General features: G+C 66.5%; 15 protein-coding genes. 5 read left to right on the top strand and 10 right to left on the bottom strand.

Annotation, left to right across the window (positions count from 1 at the left end; translation table 11 throughout):
- Positions 1-94: 94 nt before the first annotated feature.
- The gene (locus ABFG95_RS16130) at positions 95-892 is read right to left on the bottom strand and encodes a fused MFS/spermidine synthase (protein WP_348994770.1); all 798 of its coding nucleotides are present in this window, start codon (positions 890-892) and stop codon (positions 95-97) included.
- A gap of 176 nt (positions 893-1068) precedes the next feature.
- On the opposite strand from ABFG95_RS16130, the gene ABFG95_RS16125 reads away from it, so the two are divergent.
- Both ABFG95_RS16125 and ABFG95_RS16120 read left to right on the top strand, forming a co-directional pair.
- Positions 1069-2130, top strand: a complete 1062-nt coding sequence (locus ABFG95_RS16125; RefSeq protein ID WP_348994769.1) for a hypothetical protein — start codon at positions 1069-1071, stop codon at positions 2128-2130.
- Positions 2131-2215: 85 nt separating this feature from the next.
- Positions 2216-2704, top strand: a complete 489-nt coding sequence (locus tag ABFG95_RS16120; protein WP_063568561.1) for a WG repeat-containing protein — start codon at positions 2216-2218, stop codon at positions 2702-2704.
- 109 nt (positions 2705-2813) lie between these two features.
- Here ABFG95_RS16120 and ABFG95_RS16115 read toward each other — a convergent pair whose 3' ends face one another.
- The 4 genes from ABFG95_RS16115 to ABFG95_RS16100 form a co-directional block, all read right to left on the bottom strand.
- Positions 2814-4268: a methylenetetrahydrofolate reductase C-terminal domain-containing protein gene (locus ABFG95_RS16115; RefSeq protein WP_348994768.1), complete on the bottom strand. Its 1455-nt coding sequence runs from the start codon at positions 4266-4268 to the stop codon at positions 2814-2816.
- Positions 4269-4346: 78 nt separating this feature from the next.
- The gene (locus ABFG95_RS16110; RefSeq protein WP_049070674.1) at positions 4347-4856 is read right to left on the bottom strand and encodes a flavin reductase family protein; all 510 of its coding nucleotides are present in this window, start codon (positions 4854-4856) and stop codon (positions 4347-4349) included.
- A 98-nt stretch (positions 4857-4954) separates the two neighbouring features.
- Positions 4955-5983: a methionine synthase gene (locus ABFG95_RS16105; protein WP_063568560.1), complete on the bottom strand. Its 1029-nt coding sequence runs from the start codon at positions 5981-5983 to the stop codon at positions 4955-4957.
- A gap of 25 nt (positions 5984-6008) precedes the next feature.
- Entirely contained in the window at positions 6009-6992 is a 984-nt protein-coding gene (locus ABFG95_RS16100) for a DUF1852 domain-containing protein (protein WP_054495597.1), read from the bottom strand.
- Positions 6993-7269: 277 nt separating this feature from the next.
- Between ABFG95_RS16100 and ABFG95_RS16095 the strand changes: the two genes are divergently transcribed.
- Both ABFG95_RS16095 and ABFG95_RS16090 read left to right on the top strand, forming a co-directional pair.
- Positions 7270-8055 (top strand): AraC family transcriptional regulator, encoded by a 786-nt coding sequence (locus ABFG95_RS16095; protein WP_348994767.1) that lies wholly within the window; start codon positions 7270-7272, stop codon positions 8053-8055.
- Between the two features lie 65 nt (positions 8056-8120).
- Positions 8121-8732 carry a GNAT family N-acetyltransferase gene (locus ABFG95_RS16090; RefSeq protein WP_348994766.1) on the top strand — a complete coding sequence of 204 codons (612 nt, stop codon included), beginning with the start codon at positions 8121-8123 and terminating at the stop codon, positions 8730-8732.
- 81 nt (positions 8733-8813) lie between these two features.
- Here ABFG95_RS16090 and glmS read toward each other — a convergent pair whose 3' ends face one another.
- A complete protein-coding gene (glmS, locus tag ABFG95_RS16085; RefSeq protein ID WP_049070654.1) occupies positions 8814-10646 on the bottom strand; it encodes a glutamine--fructose-6-phosphate transaminase (isomerizing) in 1833 nt (610 codons plus the stop codon).
- A gap of 151 nt (positions 10647-10797) precedes the next feature.
- Here glmS and ABFG95_RS16080 point away from each other — a divergent pair, with 151 nt between their 5' ends.
- Positions 10798-11289: an Lrp/AsnC family transcriptional regulator gene (locus tag ABFG95_RS16080; RefSeq protein ID WP_068951043.1), complete on the top strand. Its 492-nt coding sequence runs from the start codon at positions 10798-10800 to the stop codon at positions 11287-11289.
- A 9-nt stretch (positions 11290-11298) separates the two neighbouring features.
- On the opposite strand, the gene ABFG95_RS16075 is transcribed toward ABFG95_RS16080, so the two are convergent.
- From ABFG95_RS16075 to glmU, 4 genes are all read right to left on the bottom strand, one after another.
- Positions 11299-12360 carry a glycosyltransferase family 4 protein gene (locus ABFG95_RS16075; RefSeq protein ID WP_348994765.1) on the bottom strand — a complete coding sequence of 354 codons (1062 nt, stop codon included), beginning with the start codon at positions 12358-12360 and terminating at the stop codon, positions 11299-11301.
- Positions 12357-13679, bottom strand: coding sequence for a UDP-glucose/GDP-mannose dehydrogenase family protein (locus ABFG95_RS16070; RefSeq protein WP_063582477.1), 1323 nt, complete (start codon positions 13677-13679; stop codon positions 12357-12359). Before ABFG95_RS16070 ends, ABFG95_RS16075 begins: the two co-directional genes overlap by 4 nt.
- Before the next feature lie 111 nt (positions 13680-13790).
- The gene (locus ABFG95_RS16065; protein WP_348994764.1) at positions 13791-15182 is read right to left on the bottom strand and encodes an MFS transporter; all 1392 of its coding nucleotides are present in this window, start codon (positions 15180-15182) and stop codon (positions 13791-13793) included.
- Positions 15179-16552 carry a bifunctional UDP-N-acetylglucosamine diphosphorylase/glucosamine-1-phosphate N-acetyltransferase GlmU gene (glmU, locus tag ABFG95_RS16060; RefSeq protein WP_049070648.1) on the bottom strand — a complete coding sequence of 458 codons (1374 nt, stop codon included), beginning with the start codon at positions 16550-16552 and terminating at the stop codon, positions 15179-15181. The genes ABFG95_RS16065 and glmU overlap by 4 nt, the downstream gene beginning before the upstream one ends.
- Positions 16553-16611: the final 59 nt, after the last annotated feature.

Raw genomic sequence — 16611 nt, 5'->3', positions numbered from 1 at the left:
CGAGGATGCTAGCAAGGCGCCGGCCGGCGCTGTCCCGCCATGTGCAACAAAACCCCGCCGCGCGCTACCGGACGTTAACGACGCCCCCGCAGCCTCACTTCAATTCACGCGTCGCGCCGATGACGCGCAAGGTCGGCATCAGCTGGCGCCAGGCATCCTTGGGAATGACCGCCGGCCGCTTCAGGTCGGCCGCCGCAGGATCATCCAGCAGATCGCCCTTGCAGGCGAAAACGATGCTGTTGGTCATGTCGTCGTCCACCACCTCGAACATCGCGCCGCCGAACGCGGCGCGCACCCGCTCCAGGTAGTGGTGGTGCAGCGGATGGTTCACATGGAAATTGATCACCAGGATGCCGTCGTCGCGCAGCGCGCGATGGCAATCCGCGTAGAAATCCGCCGAGCACAGGGCCGGCGGAATGCCGGCATCGTCGAAGCCGTCCAGCAGCAGCACGTCGGCGGCGTCGCGCAGGCCGCGCAGATGATCGGCCGCGTCGGCCTGGATCACCTTGAAGCGCGCGCCGTCGGGCGGCACCATGAAGGCATCGCGCAGCGCGATGACCCCGGGATCGATCTCGACCACCTCGATGCGCGACTGCGCCAGGTAGCGATGGCAGAACTTGGCCAGCGATCCGCCGCCCAGTCCCACCATCAGGATGTCCGCGGGCGCCGGCGCGAACAGCACGAATCCCATCATCATCCGCGTGTATTCCAGGTCGAGCGCGTCCGGACTGAGCGTGGACATGCGGCTCTGGATGACCTTGTCGGAAAAATGCAGGCTGCGTGTGGTGCCGGACGCGTGCACATAGGGCAGGGCGGCGGGCGCGGCGCCGCTGGCGGCATCTGGCGCCACCGGCGCGCTGGACAGGGACGGGGAAGGATCTCGGACGGACATGGGGCAGAAGATACCACCGCCGCCGCGGGGCCAGCCCGTGTTCTCGGACGAATTCCCAGCCGGCCCGGTTAAAGAAGCGCGGCCGGGGTGCCGTACATATCGTTGTCACCTCGCCGTCGCCCCGGCCATTGCGGCCCGGCCACGACGCCACGTGTACCGCTTTACCGGAACCTGCCATGCAGTCCCTGCTCACCGATACCCTCCTTCCTTCGCCCGCCCCCACGGGCAACGACCCGCGCGCCACCGTCAGGCGCGACGCCGACGCGGCACAAGACCGCGACGCCGCGCAGTCCGCGGAAAAACCCGTCTCGATCCGCGTGATCCTCAGCGACGAGGCCCTGGAACGCGCCGCCAAGGCACGCAAGGCCGCCTTCCAGATGGCCACCGACGCGGCCCAGTCGCGCCAGGATCTGGCGCGCGCCCGCGTCGCGCAGATCAAGCAGCGCATCGACACGCTCAAGAAGATGCTGATGTTCCTGGGCGCGGCCGCCGCCAAGGCCATCCTGCGCGAACTGCGCCAACTGGCCGGTGAACTCGGGCAGGCCGCCAGCGCGCTCAAGGACAGCGGCGGCGCCCCGGCCGCCACCGGCGCCGCGTCTGGCGCGGCCGCTCCCGTGGTGCACGGCGCGGACGGCCCGGCCGCGCCTGGCGTCAGCGACGGCGCCCAGGCGGTCTCCCCGGCCGACACGGCCAATGACGCCGACGGCGCCGAAGCCGCCAGTGCCGAAGCCGGCCCGGCCGCGTCCACCGCCGCCACGGCCCGCGCCCTGGCGGCCTACGCCACCGTCGGCGACACCGCCACGGCCGTCGACGCCGACGCCGCCCCCCCCGCGGCCGATGTCGCGGCCCAAGGCGCCGCCGCCGCGGCCAGGGCGGACGCCGCCAAGGGCGCATCCGTGCCCGGCGAAACCGACAAGGCGGACGACCAGGCCGACAAGGCCGCCGCCACCGCCGAATCCCGCCAGGACCCGCAGGCCGCGCAGAAGCGCCGCCAGAACGACGCCCAGGCCGTGCGCGAGGCCATTCGCGCCATGAAGGAACTGCTCGCCATGCTCAAGAGCAAACTGCGGCAGCACGACAAAGACGCCCAGAAGCAGGTCCACGAGATCCAGCACGACCTGGACGAAGCGACCAAGACGGCCCAGGCGATCGAAGACGGCGGCCTCGATGGCGTCCAGGGCGGCGCCATGAACGTCGGCGGCGCGGATGCCGGCGGCGCCATGGCCGCCTCCGCCTGATACACGCCGGGCGCATCGCGCGCGACAATCGGCCTATGATGGCAATCCTTCCCCATTTGCCACGGCGGCCGGTCCCGCCCCTCGCATGCGCCTCATCCGTCCGCTTCTGCTCACTCTCCTGGCCCTGCCGCTGACAACGCTGGCGCGCGCCGACATCGACCCCGCGCAAGCCCGCGCAACCCTGAAACAGCGCGCCACGGAACCCGAATGGATCGATGATTGCTTCGTCGCCGGCAATCCCTTCCGGTATTGCATCTATCTCGACAAGGACGCCGGCGCATTCCGCGTCGTCGACGCGCAACTGCGCGAGCCTTACCAGGTATATCTGTTCGACAACGGCCCGGATTATCCGCAAGACGGACGCTATCGCATCCGCCTGGACGGCAAGATCGGCTTCGCGGACGAGGAAACCGGCGCCATCGTCGTCGCCCCGGTCTATGACTGCGCCTTTCCGTTCAAGAACGGCAGGGCCAGGGTGGGATACGGTTGCAAGAATGAGAGCGATGGTGAACACCGCTGGTGGTCGGGAGGCCGCTGGCAGTCGATCGACCTGCAAGGCAATGTCGTCGACTAGGACTCAAGCCGCGCAACCGATCACGGCCCGGGCCGCCCGCGCCTGGAGCGCTGTAAGCAATCTGCGGGGGACCGCCCGGGCGCCGACCAGCTCTGGCCATGATTCGCAATCATGACCCCGGCGCGGAATCCTCCCGCTTGAACCATTCCGGCCAGGAACTGCGGTGCCTGTCCTGCGCTTCGACACCGGGAATCAAGGTCTGTGCCAGCGCGGGCAGCTGATTGGTGGACTTGGCGATCCGATACTTGACGCTGTGCACGCATTCCCGGTCGCCGAATTCGCAGCGATTGAGCCGGGTGCCGCCACAGGGGCCGTTCGCCAGGCCCTTGGGGCAGGTCTCGGGGCACACATAAAGCGTGTCCTGCAAGCGGCAGCTGCCACAGGTATCGCAGCCGACCAGAGGCCGCTTGATCGTCCGCTCGACCGCGCGCAACGCATTCGCCGCCACGCCTGCCTGCCACAACGGCCGCGTCACGCTCCAGCCGAAGGCGCGGCTGAACCACCCGGCGCGATCGAAGAACTGTTCATGCGCCGTGGCAAGCAGCGCGTAGCGCAGGCGCTCGCGGCGGGTGGCGACGACATCGGCTTGCCCCAGCGTCCAGGCGTCGATGCCGGGGGTGAAGCGGACCTCGGGCGCCCCGGGCAGCCGCCAACCCGCTTGCCATCGCTCGCTCCAGTCGGCCAGCGAGGTCACCTTGCCTCGCTGCTCGATGATGGCCTGCTCCAGCAGCAGCAGTTCGTCCAGCGTATGCACGCCCGACAGGTGCACGCCGGCATAGCCCATCCATTGCAGGCCCACGATCTGCAACGCCAGGCGCGCCAGGCTACGCGCGCTGGCATAGGCGTGGGACACCTCTCGCTCCTTGCCCAGCAGCTGGCGCATGGATTCGGTGATGACGATGCCGGGCACGGCCTGAAGAACGTCAGCGCGCCTTTCGCTCAGGTTCATCACGCAGGCGAGCATGGGCTTGGCGCCGGGCTGGGCGCGCATCCAGGCCTGGGCTTCGATGTGCTTGGCGGCGTCGAAACCCAGCTGCAGGGTCAGGAAATCGGCCCCGGCCAGCAGTTTCTTGCGCGCCTTCAGATACTGGGCGCCGCCTTCTTCCTCGCGGTATTTGAACGGGTTCAAGGCAGCGCCGAGCAACCAGTCCGGGCCATGCTCGCGGGCAATCTGCAAGGCGGGCACCGACTCCAGATAGCGCACCGGCGCCCGGCCCGGATCGTGGCCCGACAAGCGATCGCCGCTGAGCAGCAACAATTGCTTCAGGCCGCGCGCGCCCATCGCCGCCATCTGGCGCAACAAATCGGCACGCTCACGGTCCTTGCCGGAAAAGTGCAGCAGGGACGAGGCCGGATCGCCCAACGCGCCAGCGCCTTGCAGAGGGCTCAAGTCAGCGTGCGGGCCGACACGGTCCGCGAAGGCCGGCAGCAACGGCCAGCCGGCCAGTTGCCCGCGCCGCATGATCGGCTCAAGCGCGGCCAGGCGCGCAGGGGACTGTTGGGGAATGACCTCCAGCACGCAGGCGAAGCGTTTTTCGTCCAGCGCCTGTTTCAATGAATTCAAGACAGCTCGATACCGTATCAATCAAAGAAACGCCACGGGGCTCGCGCGGATCGGCGCGAGCCCCGTGGCGGCAAGCGCTCAGGCCGCGCCGTGCGCGGCGATGTTGCGATACTGCCCTTTGAAATACAGCAGGGGCTGCGCGGTCCCTGCTTCCTGCAGGTTCAACGCCTTCACTTCACCAATCACGATCACATGGTCGCCCGCGGCGTGTTCGGCATGGATTTCGCAATCGATCCAGTGCAGGCAGCCGGCAATCAGCGGATTGCCCAAAGGCGATTCCCGCCATTCGATGCCGTGCCACTTGTCCGTGCCTCGCCGGGCGAATTGGTTGGACACCTCGACCTGCCCATCCGACAGGATATTGACGGCGAAGCGACCCGCCTGGCGAATCTTGGGATAGCTGGCCGAACTGGACATGACGCTGAATGACACCAGCGGCGGACTCATCGACACGCTATGGAACGACTGGCAGGTGAATCCGACCCGCTCGCCATCGAGGTGTGAAGTGACCACCGTGATACCGGATGCGTAGTGCCCGAGAGCTTCGCGAAAGCGCGATGGTTCGATGGCCGTGCTGGGGAATGACATGGTAGGTACGGAATACTAGGATGCTGCGCGAGAGCCCAGGAAAGCCCCGGGAGGCTGGCCGCCGCAAACCGCTTGCGACGGCCATTTCCGCCTCGGAATCAGTTCGAGAGTTCCTGGCGGACGATTTCCGCGCCCGCGCTCAGGGCGCTCAGCTTGGCGCGCGCGATGGCGCGGGACAGCGGAGCCATGCCGCAATTGGTGCAAGGATAGAGCTTGTCGGCATCGACGAACCGCAGCGCCTTGCGCAGCGTGTCGGCCACTTCCTCGGGGGTTTCAATGGTGTTGGATGCCACGTCGATGGCCCCCACCATCACCTTCTTGCCACGGATCAGTTCGATCAGCTCCATCGGCACGTGCGAGTTGTGGCACTCCAGCGAAACGATGTCGATGTTGGACTTCTGCAGCTTGGGGAAGGCTTCCTCGTATTGCCGCCATTCCGAACCCAGCGTCTTCTTCCAATCCGTGTTGGCCTTGATGCCATAGCCATAGCAGATGTGGACGGCGGTTTCGCACTTCAGCCCTTCGATGGCCCGTTCCAGCGTGGCGACGCCCCAGTCATTGACCTCGTCGAAGAAGACATTGAAGGCGGGCTCGTCGAACTGGATGATGTCGACGCCGGCCGCTTCCAGCTCCTTGGCTTCCTGGTTGAGGATCGTGGCGAATTCCCAAGCCAGCTTCTCGCGGCTCTTGTAGTGATCGTCATACAGCGTGTCGATCATCGTCATCGGACCGGGCAGGGCCCACTTGATCGGCTGCTTGGTCTGCTGGCGCAGGAACTTGGCATCCTCGACGAAGACCGGTTTCTTGCGCGCGACCGCGCCCACCACCGTCGGCACGCTCGCGTCATAGCGGTCGCGGATACGGACGGTCTTGCGGTTCTCGAAATCGACGCCGTCCAGGTGCTCGATGAACGTCGTCACGAAATGCTGGCGCGTCTGTTCGCCATCGCTGACGATGTCGATGCCCGCGTGCTGCTGTTCCTGCAGCGACAGGCGCAGGGCATCCTGTTTGCCCTCGATCAGTCCGCCATCCTGCAATTTCCAGGGCGACCACAGGGTCTCGGGCTCTGCCAGCCAGGAAGGTTTGGGCAGGCTGCCGGCGGTGGAGGTGGGAAGCAGTTTTTTCACAATAAGACCTGATGCTCTTTATTAATCAATGTGGGGTGGCCGCGGACCACTGCTCAAGAACCGTCTGATACGGCTTGATGAAGTTTTCCTCGACGAACTTGCCCTGCTCGACAGCCAGCCGGCTACGCTCTTCCCGATCGTAGACAATGCGGGTCAGGGAATAATCCTGGTGCTTCAGGCTCGGCTGGTAGGACTTCCCGGCAGCCGAGTTGGCGTTGTAGATCTCGGGCCGATAGATCTTCTGGAAGGTATCCATCGTGCTGATGGTGCTGATCAGCTCGAGATTGGTGTAATCGCCCAGCAGATCGCCGGTGAAATAGAACGCCAGCGGCGCGGCGCTGTTGGGCGGCATGAAGTAGCGCACCTTCATGCCCATTTTCTTGAAATACTCGTCCGTCAACGAATACTCGTCCTGCAGGTATTCGACGCCCAGCACGGGATGCTGGTTTTCGGTGCGCTGATAGACCTTGCTGCTCGAAACGCTCAGGCAGATGACGGGCGCCTTGTGGAAGTTCTCTTTGTAGGTGCTCGAATTCACGAAGCTCTTGAAGAGCTTGCCGTGCAGGTCGCCAAAATTCTCCGGCGTGCTGAAGGCGGTCGTGTTCTTGTTGTGTTCCAGCAGCAGCACGCTGAAGTCGTAATCCCGCACGTACGAGGAAAAGTTATTGCCTACGATGCCCTCGAAGCGTTCATTGGTGTGCCGGTCGAAAATGCTCGTCTTCAGCACTTCGATCAGCGGCAGGCCGTTACCGCTGCTTTGGCCTTCGATATTCAATTCGACGGAAATGATCTCGAGATTTACGGAATAGCGATCGCCCTTGGGATTATCCCAGTGCGCCAAGGCGTTGAAGCGATTGTCGATCATCCTGAGCGTATTGCGCAGATTCTCCTGACGGCTCGCTCCCCGGGCCAAATTGGCGAAGTTGGTCGTGATTCGCGTATTGTCCGCGGGACGATAATCCTCATCGAAACAAATGCTCTTGATGGCAAATGTAAACTCTTTACTCATTCTGATCCGGCGCTCAAATTTCTGACAAAAAGCTCGCGTCTATTTTCCGCCGTCATTTATTTCCAAATTTCTTCGGATTTTTGATTTGGCAGTCTTGACACTTTCAATATTCGAGCCGTATTTTATGTTGCGCCTTCCATGAATAAAAATGATTTTATTTGGATCAAATCATTAGTTCCGCTCATGCTCCGGCCGAGGCCGGGCGCCCCCATGCCGGCGGGGCATGGTCCGGCAGGGCAGCGCCCGGCCGCGCGGCGCGCCAGGGCGTCGCGCTAACATGGCCGCCATGGGGTCGTTCAATCGCCGTCAATTCACCGGTATCGAGGTCGCGCACATCGCGGACGGCACGCGCGGCTTTGCGCCCCATTTCCACGACGAATTCGTGATCAGCGTCAATGTGCGGGGCTGGGAAAAAATCAAGCTAGACAGGAAATGCTTCGACGCCGCCGAGGGCGACGTCACGCTCTACAACCCGGCGCAGGTCCAAAGCTCCCATGTCATCAGTGAGTCGTGGCAATTCGCGAGCATGTATGTGGACCCGGCCGCCCTCCCGGTCCTGCTCGGCATCCACCCGGAAACCGTTTTCGACAAGCCCCTGCTGCAAGCGCCAGGCATTGCAGCCAGGCTGCGCGGCGCCATCCTGTCAGCGCTGAACCGGAACACGCCCGAGAGCGTGGCGCAGGAAGGGCTGGTCCACGTTTTCGACGAACTGTTGCAGATGGCGGGATCGGGCGGACCCGCGACATCCAGGCACGTGCCGGCGTCCATCGGCGGCATCGCCGACCGCCTGCGCGACGACCCTGCCTTGCCGACGCTAACGGACCTGGCGGCATCGGCGGGGATGACGCCCGTGCAGCTCGTTCGGGCCTTTTCCAGGGTCTATGGCATGCCCCCGCTGGCGTGGCGCTGGAACCAACGGGTTGTCGAAGCGCGCAAGAGAATCGCCCAAGGCGAGAACATTGCGGCGGTGGCGCTGGACCTGGGATTTGCCGACCAGTCCCACCTGACGCGCAGGTTCCGGGCCGTCGTCGGCGTCCCGCCCGGCCAATGGCGCAACGGCTGAAATAGCGTTCAAGACAGGGCCGCGCGCCCGCGGGCATAGTGCTGCCGTTACTGAACGAGCAGACTATGACCGCCGCCTCTTCGCCCATTCCCATCGGCTACACCGCCATCCCCCGCGGACACATTGCCAGTGTCGTCACCGACCTCGAAATGCTGTCCAGGCCCAACTTGCCCGGCGCTTCCTTGCCCCAAGGTTTCGAGCTGGCCCCGGTTGCCGAAATCGGCCTGGATGCCTACCGCGCGCTGTTCCGCAAGGTCGGGGCCGACTGGCTGTGGTTTTCGCGCCTTTTCATGGAAGACGGCGAGCTGGCCTCCATCCTGGCGCACCCCGACGTCGACATCCACATTGTCCGGAACGGACTCGGGGACGTTGGCATTCTGGAGTTGGACTTCCGCACGGAAGGGGAATGCGAGTTGGCGTTCCTGGGGCTCACCGCGGACTGCACGGGCCGGGGTGTCGGCCGCGCGCTGATGAGCAAGGCGGTAGAACTGGCCTGGGCGCGGCCCATCAGCCGGATGTGGGTCCACACCTGCACCTACGACCATCCCTCGGCCCTGCGCTTCTACATGAAAGCGGGCTTCAAACCCTACGCAATCCGCGTGGAAGTGCAGAGAGATCCGAGGTTGAGCGGCGACTTGCCGAGAACTGCCGCCGCGCACGTCCCGATTATCGACTAGCCGCCGGGGCCGGCTCGGGTCGGCGCCGCCCGGCAATGGAAAGGGCCGCCACGGCGGCGGCCCCAAGCCCACGCCGCGATATCACTCCACCGTCACGCTCTTGGCCAGGTTGCGCGGCTTGTCCACATCGGTCCCACGGGCGCAGGCCGTGTGGTACGACAGCAGCTGCAGCGGCACCGTGTGCAGGATCGGCGACAGCTTGCCGTAGTGCTCGGGCATGCGGATCACGTGCATGCCTTCGGCGCTCTGGATCTTGCTGTCGGCGTCGGCGAACACATACAGCTCGCCGCCGCGCGCGCGCACTTCCTGCATGTTGGACTTCAGCTTTTCCAGCAGCTCGTCCTTGGGCGCGATGGTGACCACGGGCATGTGCTCGGTCACCAGGGCCAGCGGGCCGTGCTTGAGTTCGCCGGCCGGATAGGCCTCGGCGTGGATGTAGCTGATTTCCTTGAGCTTGAGCGCGCCTTCCAGCGCGATCGGGTAATGCATGCCGCGGCCCAGGAACAGCGCGTTTTCCTTCGAGGCAAAGCGGTCGGCCCAGGCCATGATCTGCGGTTCCAGCGCCAGCACCGAGCCGATGGCCACGGGCAGGTGGCGCAGCGCCTTCAGGTGTTCTGCCTCCTGCTCGTCGGTCAGGCGGCCGCGCACCTGCGCCAGCGCCAGCGTCAAGAGGAACAGCGCGGTCAACTGCGTGGTGAAAGCCTTGGTCGAGGCCACGCCGATTTCGACGCCAGCACGCGTGATGTACGACAGCTTGCACTCGCGCACCATGGCGCTGGTGGACACGTTGCAGATGGTCAGCGTGTTTTCCATGCCCAGCGAACGGGCGTGCTTGAGCGCGGCCAGGGTGTCGGCGGTCTCGCCCGACTGCGAGATCGTCACCACCAGCGAGCGCGGATTCGGCACGCTGTCGCGGTAGCGGTATTCGCTGGCGATTTCGACGGCCACGGGGATCTTGGCGATCGATTCGATCCAATACTTGGCGGTCAGGCCGGCGTAATAGCTGGTGCCGCAGGCCAGGATCAGCAACGAATCGATGTCCTTGAAGATCTTGTAGGCGTCGTCGCCGAACAGTTCGGGCGTGATGGCCTCGATGTCCTGCAGCGTGTCGCCCACGGCGCGCGGCTGCTCGAAGATCTCCTTCTGCATGTAGTGGCGGTAGGGGCCGAGTTCGGCCGCGCCGGTATGCACCTGCACCGTGTGCACCTGGCGTTCCACGTTCTTGCCGTTGGCGTCCACGATCCAGACGCGCGACAGCTGCAGGTCGACGACGTCGCCGTCTTCCAGGTAGATGATCTGGTCGGTCGTGCCGGCCAGCGCCAGCGCGTCCGAGGCCAGGAAGTTCTCGTTCTGCCCCACGCCCACCACCAGCGGCGAGCCCTGGCGCGCGCCGACCACGCGGTGCGGCTCGTCGCGGCAGAACACGGCGATGGCGTAGGCGCCATGCAGGCGGCGCACGGCGTTCTGCACGGCTTCGAACAGGTCGCCGGCGTACAGGTGGTTGACCAGATGCGCGATCACTTCGGTGTCGGTCTGGCTTTCGAAGACGTAGCCCACGGCCTGCAGCTCGGCGCGCAGTTCGTCGTGGTTCTCGATGATGCCGTTGTGCACCAGCGCGATGCGCGGCTCGTCGTTGCCCAGATGCGAGAAATGCGGGTGGGCGTTGTGCGTGGCCGGCACGCCGTGGGTGGCCCAGCGGGTATGGGCGATGCCGGTGAAACCTTGCACCTTGTCCTGCGCGACCTGCTCGGCCAGCTCGGCCACGCGCTGGGTGCTGCGCGTGCGGCGCAGGTGGCCGTCGGCGTACACGGCGACGCCGCAGGAGTCATAGCCGCGGTATTCCAGCCGCTTCAGGCCTTCGACCAGGATCGGGGTGATGTCGCGCTGGGCGACGGCGCCAACAATGCCGCACATAGGAGAGACTCCGGAAAGTTCGAGTACGGAACGCATTGTGCGCGCAGCCACAAGAAATTTGATTTCTTTATCTGCGTATATTTGACAGTTTATTCACTTACATATTTGTGATTAAATAATATTTCACCAATCATCCATTCATGAATTAATCATGCAAAACCAGTCGATCACCCTGCCGGAATTGGACGATCTGGACCTGCGCATCCTGGAACAGCTGCAGGACGACAACTCGCTGACCAACCAGGAGCTGGCCGCGCGCGTGCACGCTTCGCCGCCGACCTGCCTGCGGCGGGTGCGGCGCCTGGTGGAAGAAGGGGTGATCGCGCGCCAGGTGGCCATCCTGGCGGCCGGGAAGCTGGGCAGCACGCTGACCGCCATCGTCGAGATCACGCTGGACGTGCAGGCGGCAGAAAGCCTGGACGCCTTCGAACAGATCATGTTGGCGGAACCGGCGGTGCTGCAGTGCTACCGCGTGTCGCCGGGGCCGGATTTCGTGGTGATCGCGCAGGTCCGGGACATGCCCGCCTATCACGCGCTGGCGCACCGCGCCTTCACCGCGCACGCCAACGTGCGCAACGTGCGCACGTTCTTCTCGGTGCACCGCGCCAAGTTCGAGACCCGCATCGACGTGCGGACGCCATAGCGACGCGCCTCAGCGGGCCGCCAGCAACCGCTCGAACTGCGCCAGATAACGATTGCCCATCTTCTGCACGTCGTGCTCGTCGCGCACGTAGTCATAGGCGCGGTCGGTGATCTCCTGGCGGAACGCGGCATCGTCCAGGCAACGCGCCATGCCCTGGGCCATGGCATGGAAATCGGCCACCGCGCACAGCACGCCGCGCCCGTCGGCCAGGCTTTCCTTCAAGCCGCCAGCGTCGGTGGACACCACCGGCACCCGCTGCAGGAAGGCGTCCAGCACGCTGCTGCCCAGCGCCTCTTCCTCGGAACTCATGACGAACACGTCGAGGATGCTGTAGAAATCCTCGACGCCCTTGCGAAAGCCCGCGAAACGGTAGATGTCCTCGACGCCCAGCGCGCGCGCCTCGTCGCGCGCCTGCTGTTCGCGGTCGCCGCCGGCGCCGAAATGCAGGAAGACGAAATCGCGCCGCGTCCTGGCCAGTTCGGCCACCGCGCGCACCAGCGTCACCGGGTCCTTGTCGCGGATCAGCGCGGCCGACGTGGCCATGACCGTCTTGCCTTCCAGATCGAACTCGCGCACCAGCGCGGCGACGTTCTCCTGGTTGATCTGGTGCGGCTCGACCGCGCTGCGGATGATGACCGGGTCCAGCCCCAGGCGCCGCGGCTCGCTGGCCGCCATGTCGCTGATCGCCACGAACAGGTCGGTGTGGCGCCACTTGAAGCCGGTCTTCCATTCCTCGTTGGGCTTGACCACGAACGAGGTGCGCCGTGAAAACGCCACCGGGCGCCGGTGCAGCCACTTGGTCAGCACCGCCCAGGTGACGGTGTTGGCGGTCTGGGCGTGGATGATGTCGTAGCCGCTGCCCGCGCGCGCCAGGAACGCCAGCTGCGCCGGCACGTTGCGGACGGTGTGCGCCACGAAGCCCTCCTGGCGCACGCGCTCGGCCAGCGGGCCGCCTTCGCGGCATAGCACTTCGACCTGGTGGCCGGCGTTGCGGAACGCGCGCATGCAGTACAGCGTCTGGCGTTCGCCCCCGCGCCAACCCTTTTCGAAGTTGAGCTGCAGGATCTTCATGCGCGGCCGATGCCCGAGTACTCGAAGCCCTGCGCGCGCACGTCGGCCGGCGTGTAGAGGTTGCGGCCGTCGATGATGAGCGGGGTCTTGAGCAGGGCCTTGACGCGGTCGAAGTCGGGCGCGCGGAAGACTTTCCACTCGGTGGCGATCAGCAGCGCGTCGGCGCCGTCCAGCGCGTCGTACATGTCGGTGGCGAAGCTCACGCCGGGCTTGCCGTCGAGGACGCGGGCGGCCTCGTGCATGGCCACCGGATCGTAGGCGCGCACGGTGGCGCCGCGGCGCGTCAGCTCGGCGATCACGGTCAGGCTGGGCGCCTCGCGCATGTCATCGGTGTTGGGCTTGAACGACAGGCCCCACAGCGCGATCCTGCGGCCGCTCAGGTCCTCGCCATAGCGAGCCACCAGCTTTTCCGACAGGCGGAACTTCTGCGCGTGGTTAGCGGCCTCGGCCGCCTCGATGACGCGCATCGGCAACGCATTCTCGGCGGCGGTGTTGACCAGCGCCTGCACGTCCTTGGGGAAACACGAGCCGCCATAGCCGGCGCCCGGATACAGGAAGTGATAGCCGATGCGCGGATCGGCGCCGATGCCGCGGCGCACCTGCTCGATGTCGGCGCCCAACGCTTCGGCCAGGTTGGCCATCTCGTTCATGAACGAGATGCGGGTGGCCAGCATGGCGTTGGCGGCGTACTTGGTCAGCTCGGCCGAGCGCACGTCCATCACCATCAGGCGATCGTGGGTGCGCTGGAACGGCTCGTAGATGCGGCGCATGACGCCGATGGTGTAGTCGTCGTCGGCACCGACGATGACCCGGTCCGGGCTCATGAAGTCGTTGATCGCCGCGCCTTCCTTCAGGAATTCCGGGTTGGAGGCGACGCTGAACGGTACCTCGACGCCGCGCCTGGCCAATTCCTCGGCCACCGCGGCGCGCACCTTGTCGGCGGTGCCGACCGGCACGGTGGACTTGTCCACGATCAGCTTGCGGCTGGTCATATGGCGGGCAATGTTGCGGGCCGCGGCCAGCACGTATTTCAGGTCGGCCGAGCCGTCCTCGCCGGGCGGTGTGCCCACGGCGATGAACTGCACGTCGCCGAAGGCCACGCTCTGGGCCACGTCGTCGGTGAAATGCAGGCGGCCGGCCTGCACGTTGCGCCGCACCAGGTCTTCCAGGCCGGGCTCGTAGATGGGGATGCCACCCTGGCGCAGCAGGGCGATCTTGGCCGCGTCCACGTCCAGGCACATGACGTCGTTGCCCATGTCGGCCAGGCACGCTCCCGACACCAACCCTACGTAACCGGTACCCACGACCGTGATTTTCATGCCTGAACGCCTTAAGAATAGGTAATCATCGCGCCGGGACATCCCGCCCCGGCGCCGGTGGCCATTATAGAAGGGCGGGCCGGCCGCCCGGCGCGCGGCGGCCGCTACGCGCTAGGGCGCCCGCAGCTTGCTGAAGCGCACCGTGTTCACCACCACCGCCAGGCCGGCGCAGATCGTGCCCAGCACCAGCGCCAGCCCCGGGCCATGCGCCGCGCTGACGCTGAAGGCGATCGCCACCAGCGCGGTGCCGAAGCTCTGCCCGAACACCCGGGTGGTGGCCTGCAGGCCGCCCGCGGCACCGCTGCGGGCGCGCGGCGCCGCCGACAGCATGGCGCGGTTGTTCGGCGTCTGGAAGAAACCGAAGCCCACGCCGGCCACGAACATGCCGGCAATGATGGGCACGTTGCCCACCGCGGCCGGCAGCGCCGCCAGCCACAGCATGCCGGCCACCATGGTGGCCGCGCCGATGCCGCTCAGGGTGGCGGCGGAATAGCGGTCCGACAGGCGTCCGGCCAGCGGCGCGATCAGGGCCGTGCCCACCGGCCAGGCGCCCATCAGCATGCCCACCTCAAGGTAGGGCCGGCCCAGCACCTGCTGGAAATAGAAGGGCAGCGACACATACGAGGCCATCTGCGCCGCGAAGGTGCAGGCCGACGCCCCCACCGCGAACGCCAGCGGCCGGATGCGCAGCAGGTCCACCGGCACCAGCGGCGCGGGCTGGCGGCTGGCGCGGCGCACGAGCACCAGGCCGGCCACCGCCGCGATCGCCACCAGACCGATGCCGCGCAGCAGGTCCTCGCCCATCATGTCGACGCCGGAAATGAACACGCCCAGCGTCGCCATGCACAGCAGCGCGCTGATCCCGTCCAGCCGCACATCGTTGCGCGGCACTTCCGGCAGGTGGCGCAGGCCGAACATGGCCAGCACGCAAATGGGCAGGTTGACCGCGAAGATCCACGGCCACGGCGCCACCGACAGGATCGCCGAGCCGATGGTGGGACCCAGCACCGACATCACCGCCACCGTGGTGGCGTTGATGCTGATGCCGCGCCCCAGCATCTTGAGCGGATAGATGTTGCGCACCAGGCCGCCAAACAGGCACATCAGCGTCGCCGCGCCCACGCCCTGGAACACGCGCGCCGCCGTCAGCTGCGCCAGCGTGCCGGCCAGCGCGCACCCCAGCGAGGCCAGCGTGAACAGCATCAACCCGAAGGTGAACATGCGGCGAAAGCCGATGCGCTCGGCCAGGGCCGACAACGGCAGCAGCATCATCACCACCGCCAGGTTGTAGGCATTGACCACCCACACCGCCTGTGCCGGCGAGGCGTTCAGATCGGCCGCGATGGTCGGCAGGGCGACGTTGGCAATGGTGGTGTCCAGCACTGACAGGCTGATGCCCGTCATCACGGTCGCGGCCGCCCAGTAGCGGCGCGGCGCCGGCAGGCCGTCGGCGGCGGCGGGCTTGGCGCTGCCCGCCGCCGCCTGGGACGCCGGCCCGGTCACGACTTCTTGACCGGCCGTTGCCAACCGTCGACAGTGACCTGCTTGCCGCGCGACACCGTCAGCTTGTCGGCCGGCGCGTCGCGGGTCAGGGTGGTGCCCGCGCCCAGCGTGGCGCCGCGGCCCACGCGCACCGGGGCCACCAGTTGCGTGTCCGAACCGATGAAGGCGTCGTCCTCGATCACGGTGCGGTGCTTGTTGACGCCGTCGTAGTTGCAGGTGATGGTGCCCGCGCCCACGTTCACGCGCGCGCCGATGTCGGCGTCGCCGATGTAGGCCAGGTGGTTGGCCTTGCTGTCGGCGCCCAGCACGCTCTTCTTGATCTCGACGAAGTTGCCCACATGGGTGCGGTCGCCCAGCTCGGCGCCCGGCCGCAGGCGGGCATACGGGCCGATGCGCGCATCGCCGCCCACCTGGGCCTGTTGCAGATGGCTGAAGGCCTCGATCTGCGTGCCCGCGCCGATGCTCACATCGCGCAGCACACAATGGGGGCCGACGCGCACGCCGTCGGCCAGCGTCACCTGGCCCTCGAACACGCAGCCCACGTCGATGAACACGTCGCGGCCGCAGGTCAGCGTGCCGCGCACGTCAAAACGGGCGGGATCGGCCAGCGTCACGCCGGCCTCGAGCTGGCGACGCGCCTGCTCGCCCTGCCAGCGGCGCTCCAGTTCGGCCTGCTGCACGCGGCTGTTCACGCCCAGCGTCTCCCACGATGCCCCCGGCTGGGCCGCGCCCACCGGCACGCCGTCCACCACGGCCAGGCCGACCACGTCGGTCAGGTAGTACTCGCCCTGGGCGTTGTTGTTGTCGATGCGCGAGAGCCAGTCCTTGAGCCGCGCGGTCGGCGCGGCCAGGATGCCGGTGTTCACTTCCTTGATGGCGCGTTCGGCCTCGGAGGCATCCTTGTGCTCGACGATGCGGCAGACGTTGCCGGCGGCGTCGCGCACGATGCGGCCGTAGCCGGTGGAATCGGCCAGCACTTCGGTCAGCACCGCGGCGCCAGCGCCGCGCGCCTGCAGCAGGCGGCGCAACGTCTCGGGCTGCACCAGCGGCACGTCGCCGTACAGCACCAGGGTCACGTCGTCCTTGCCGTCGCCCTCGCGCAGCAGCGGCACGGCCTGCTGGACCGCGTGGCCGGTGCCTTGCTGCGGTTGCTGCAACGCGAATTGCAGGTCGTCCTGGCCCGCGAAAGCCTGCTTGACGCGGTCGGCGCCATGGCCGACCACCACGATGATACGGGCCGGCTCGAGCTGGCGGGCGCTGTCCAGCACGTGCGCCAGCATGGGTTTGCCGGCCAGGGTGTGCAGCACCTTGGGCAGATCGGACTGCATGCGCTTGCCGAGTCCGGCTGCGAGAATCACTACATTGAGCATAGGTTCCGGTATGTGAATGCGCCCGCAACCGCCGTCCGACGGTCCGGGACTGGATTGAA

Source organism: Achromobacter sp. HNDS-1 (assembly GCF_040084795.1).
GTDB classification, from domain to species: Bacteria; Pseudomonadota; Gammaproteobacteria; order Burkholderiales; family Burkholderiaceae_B; genus Achromobacter; species Achromobacter ruhlandii.
This window is presented reverse-complemented; position numbering and strand designations above follow the sequence as displayed.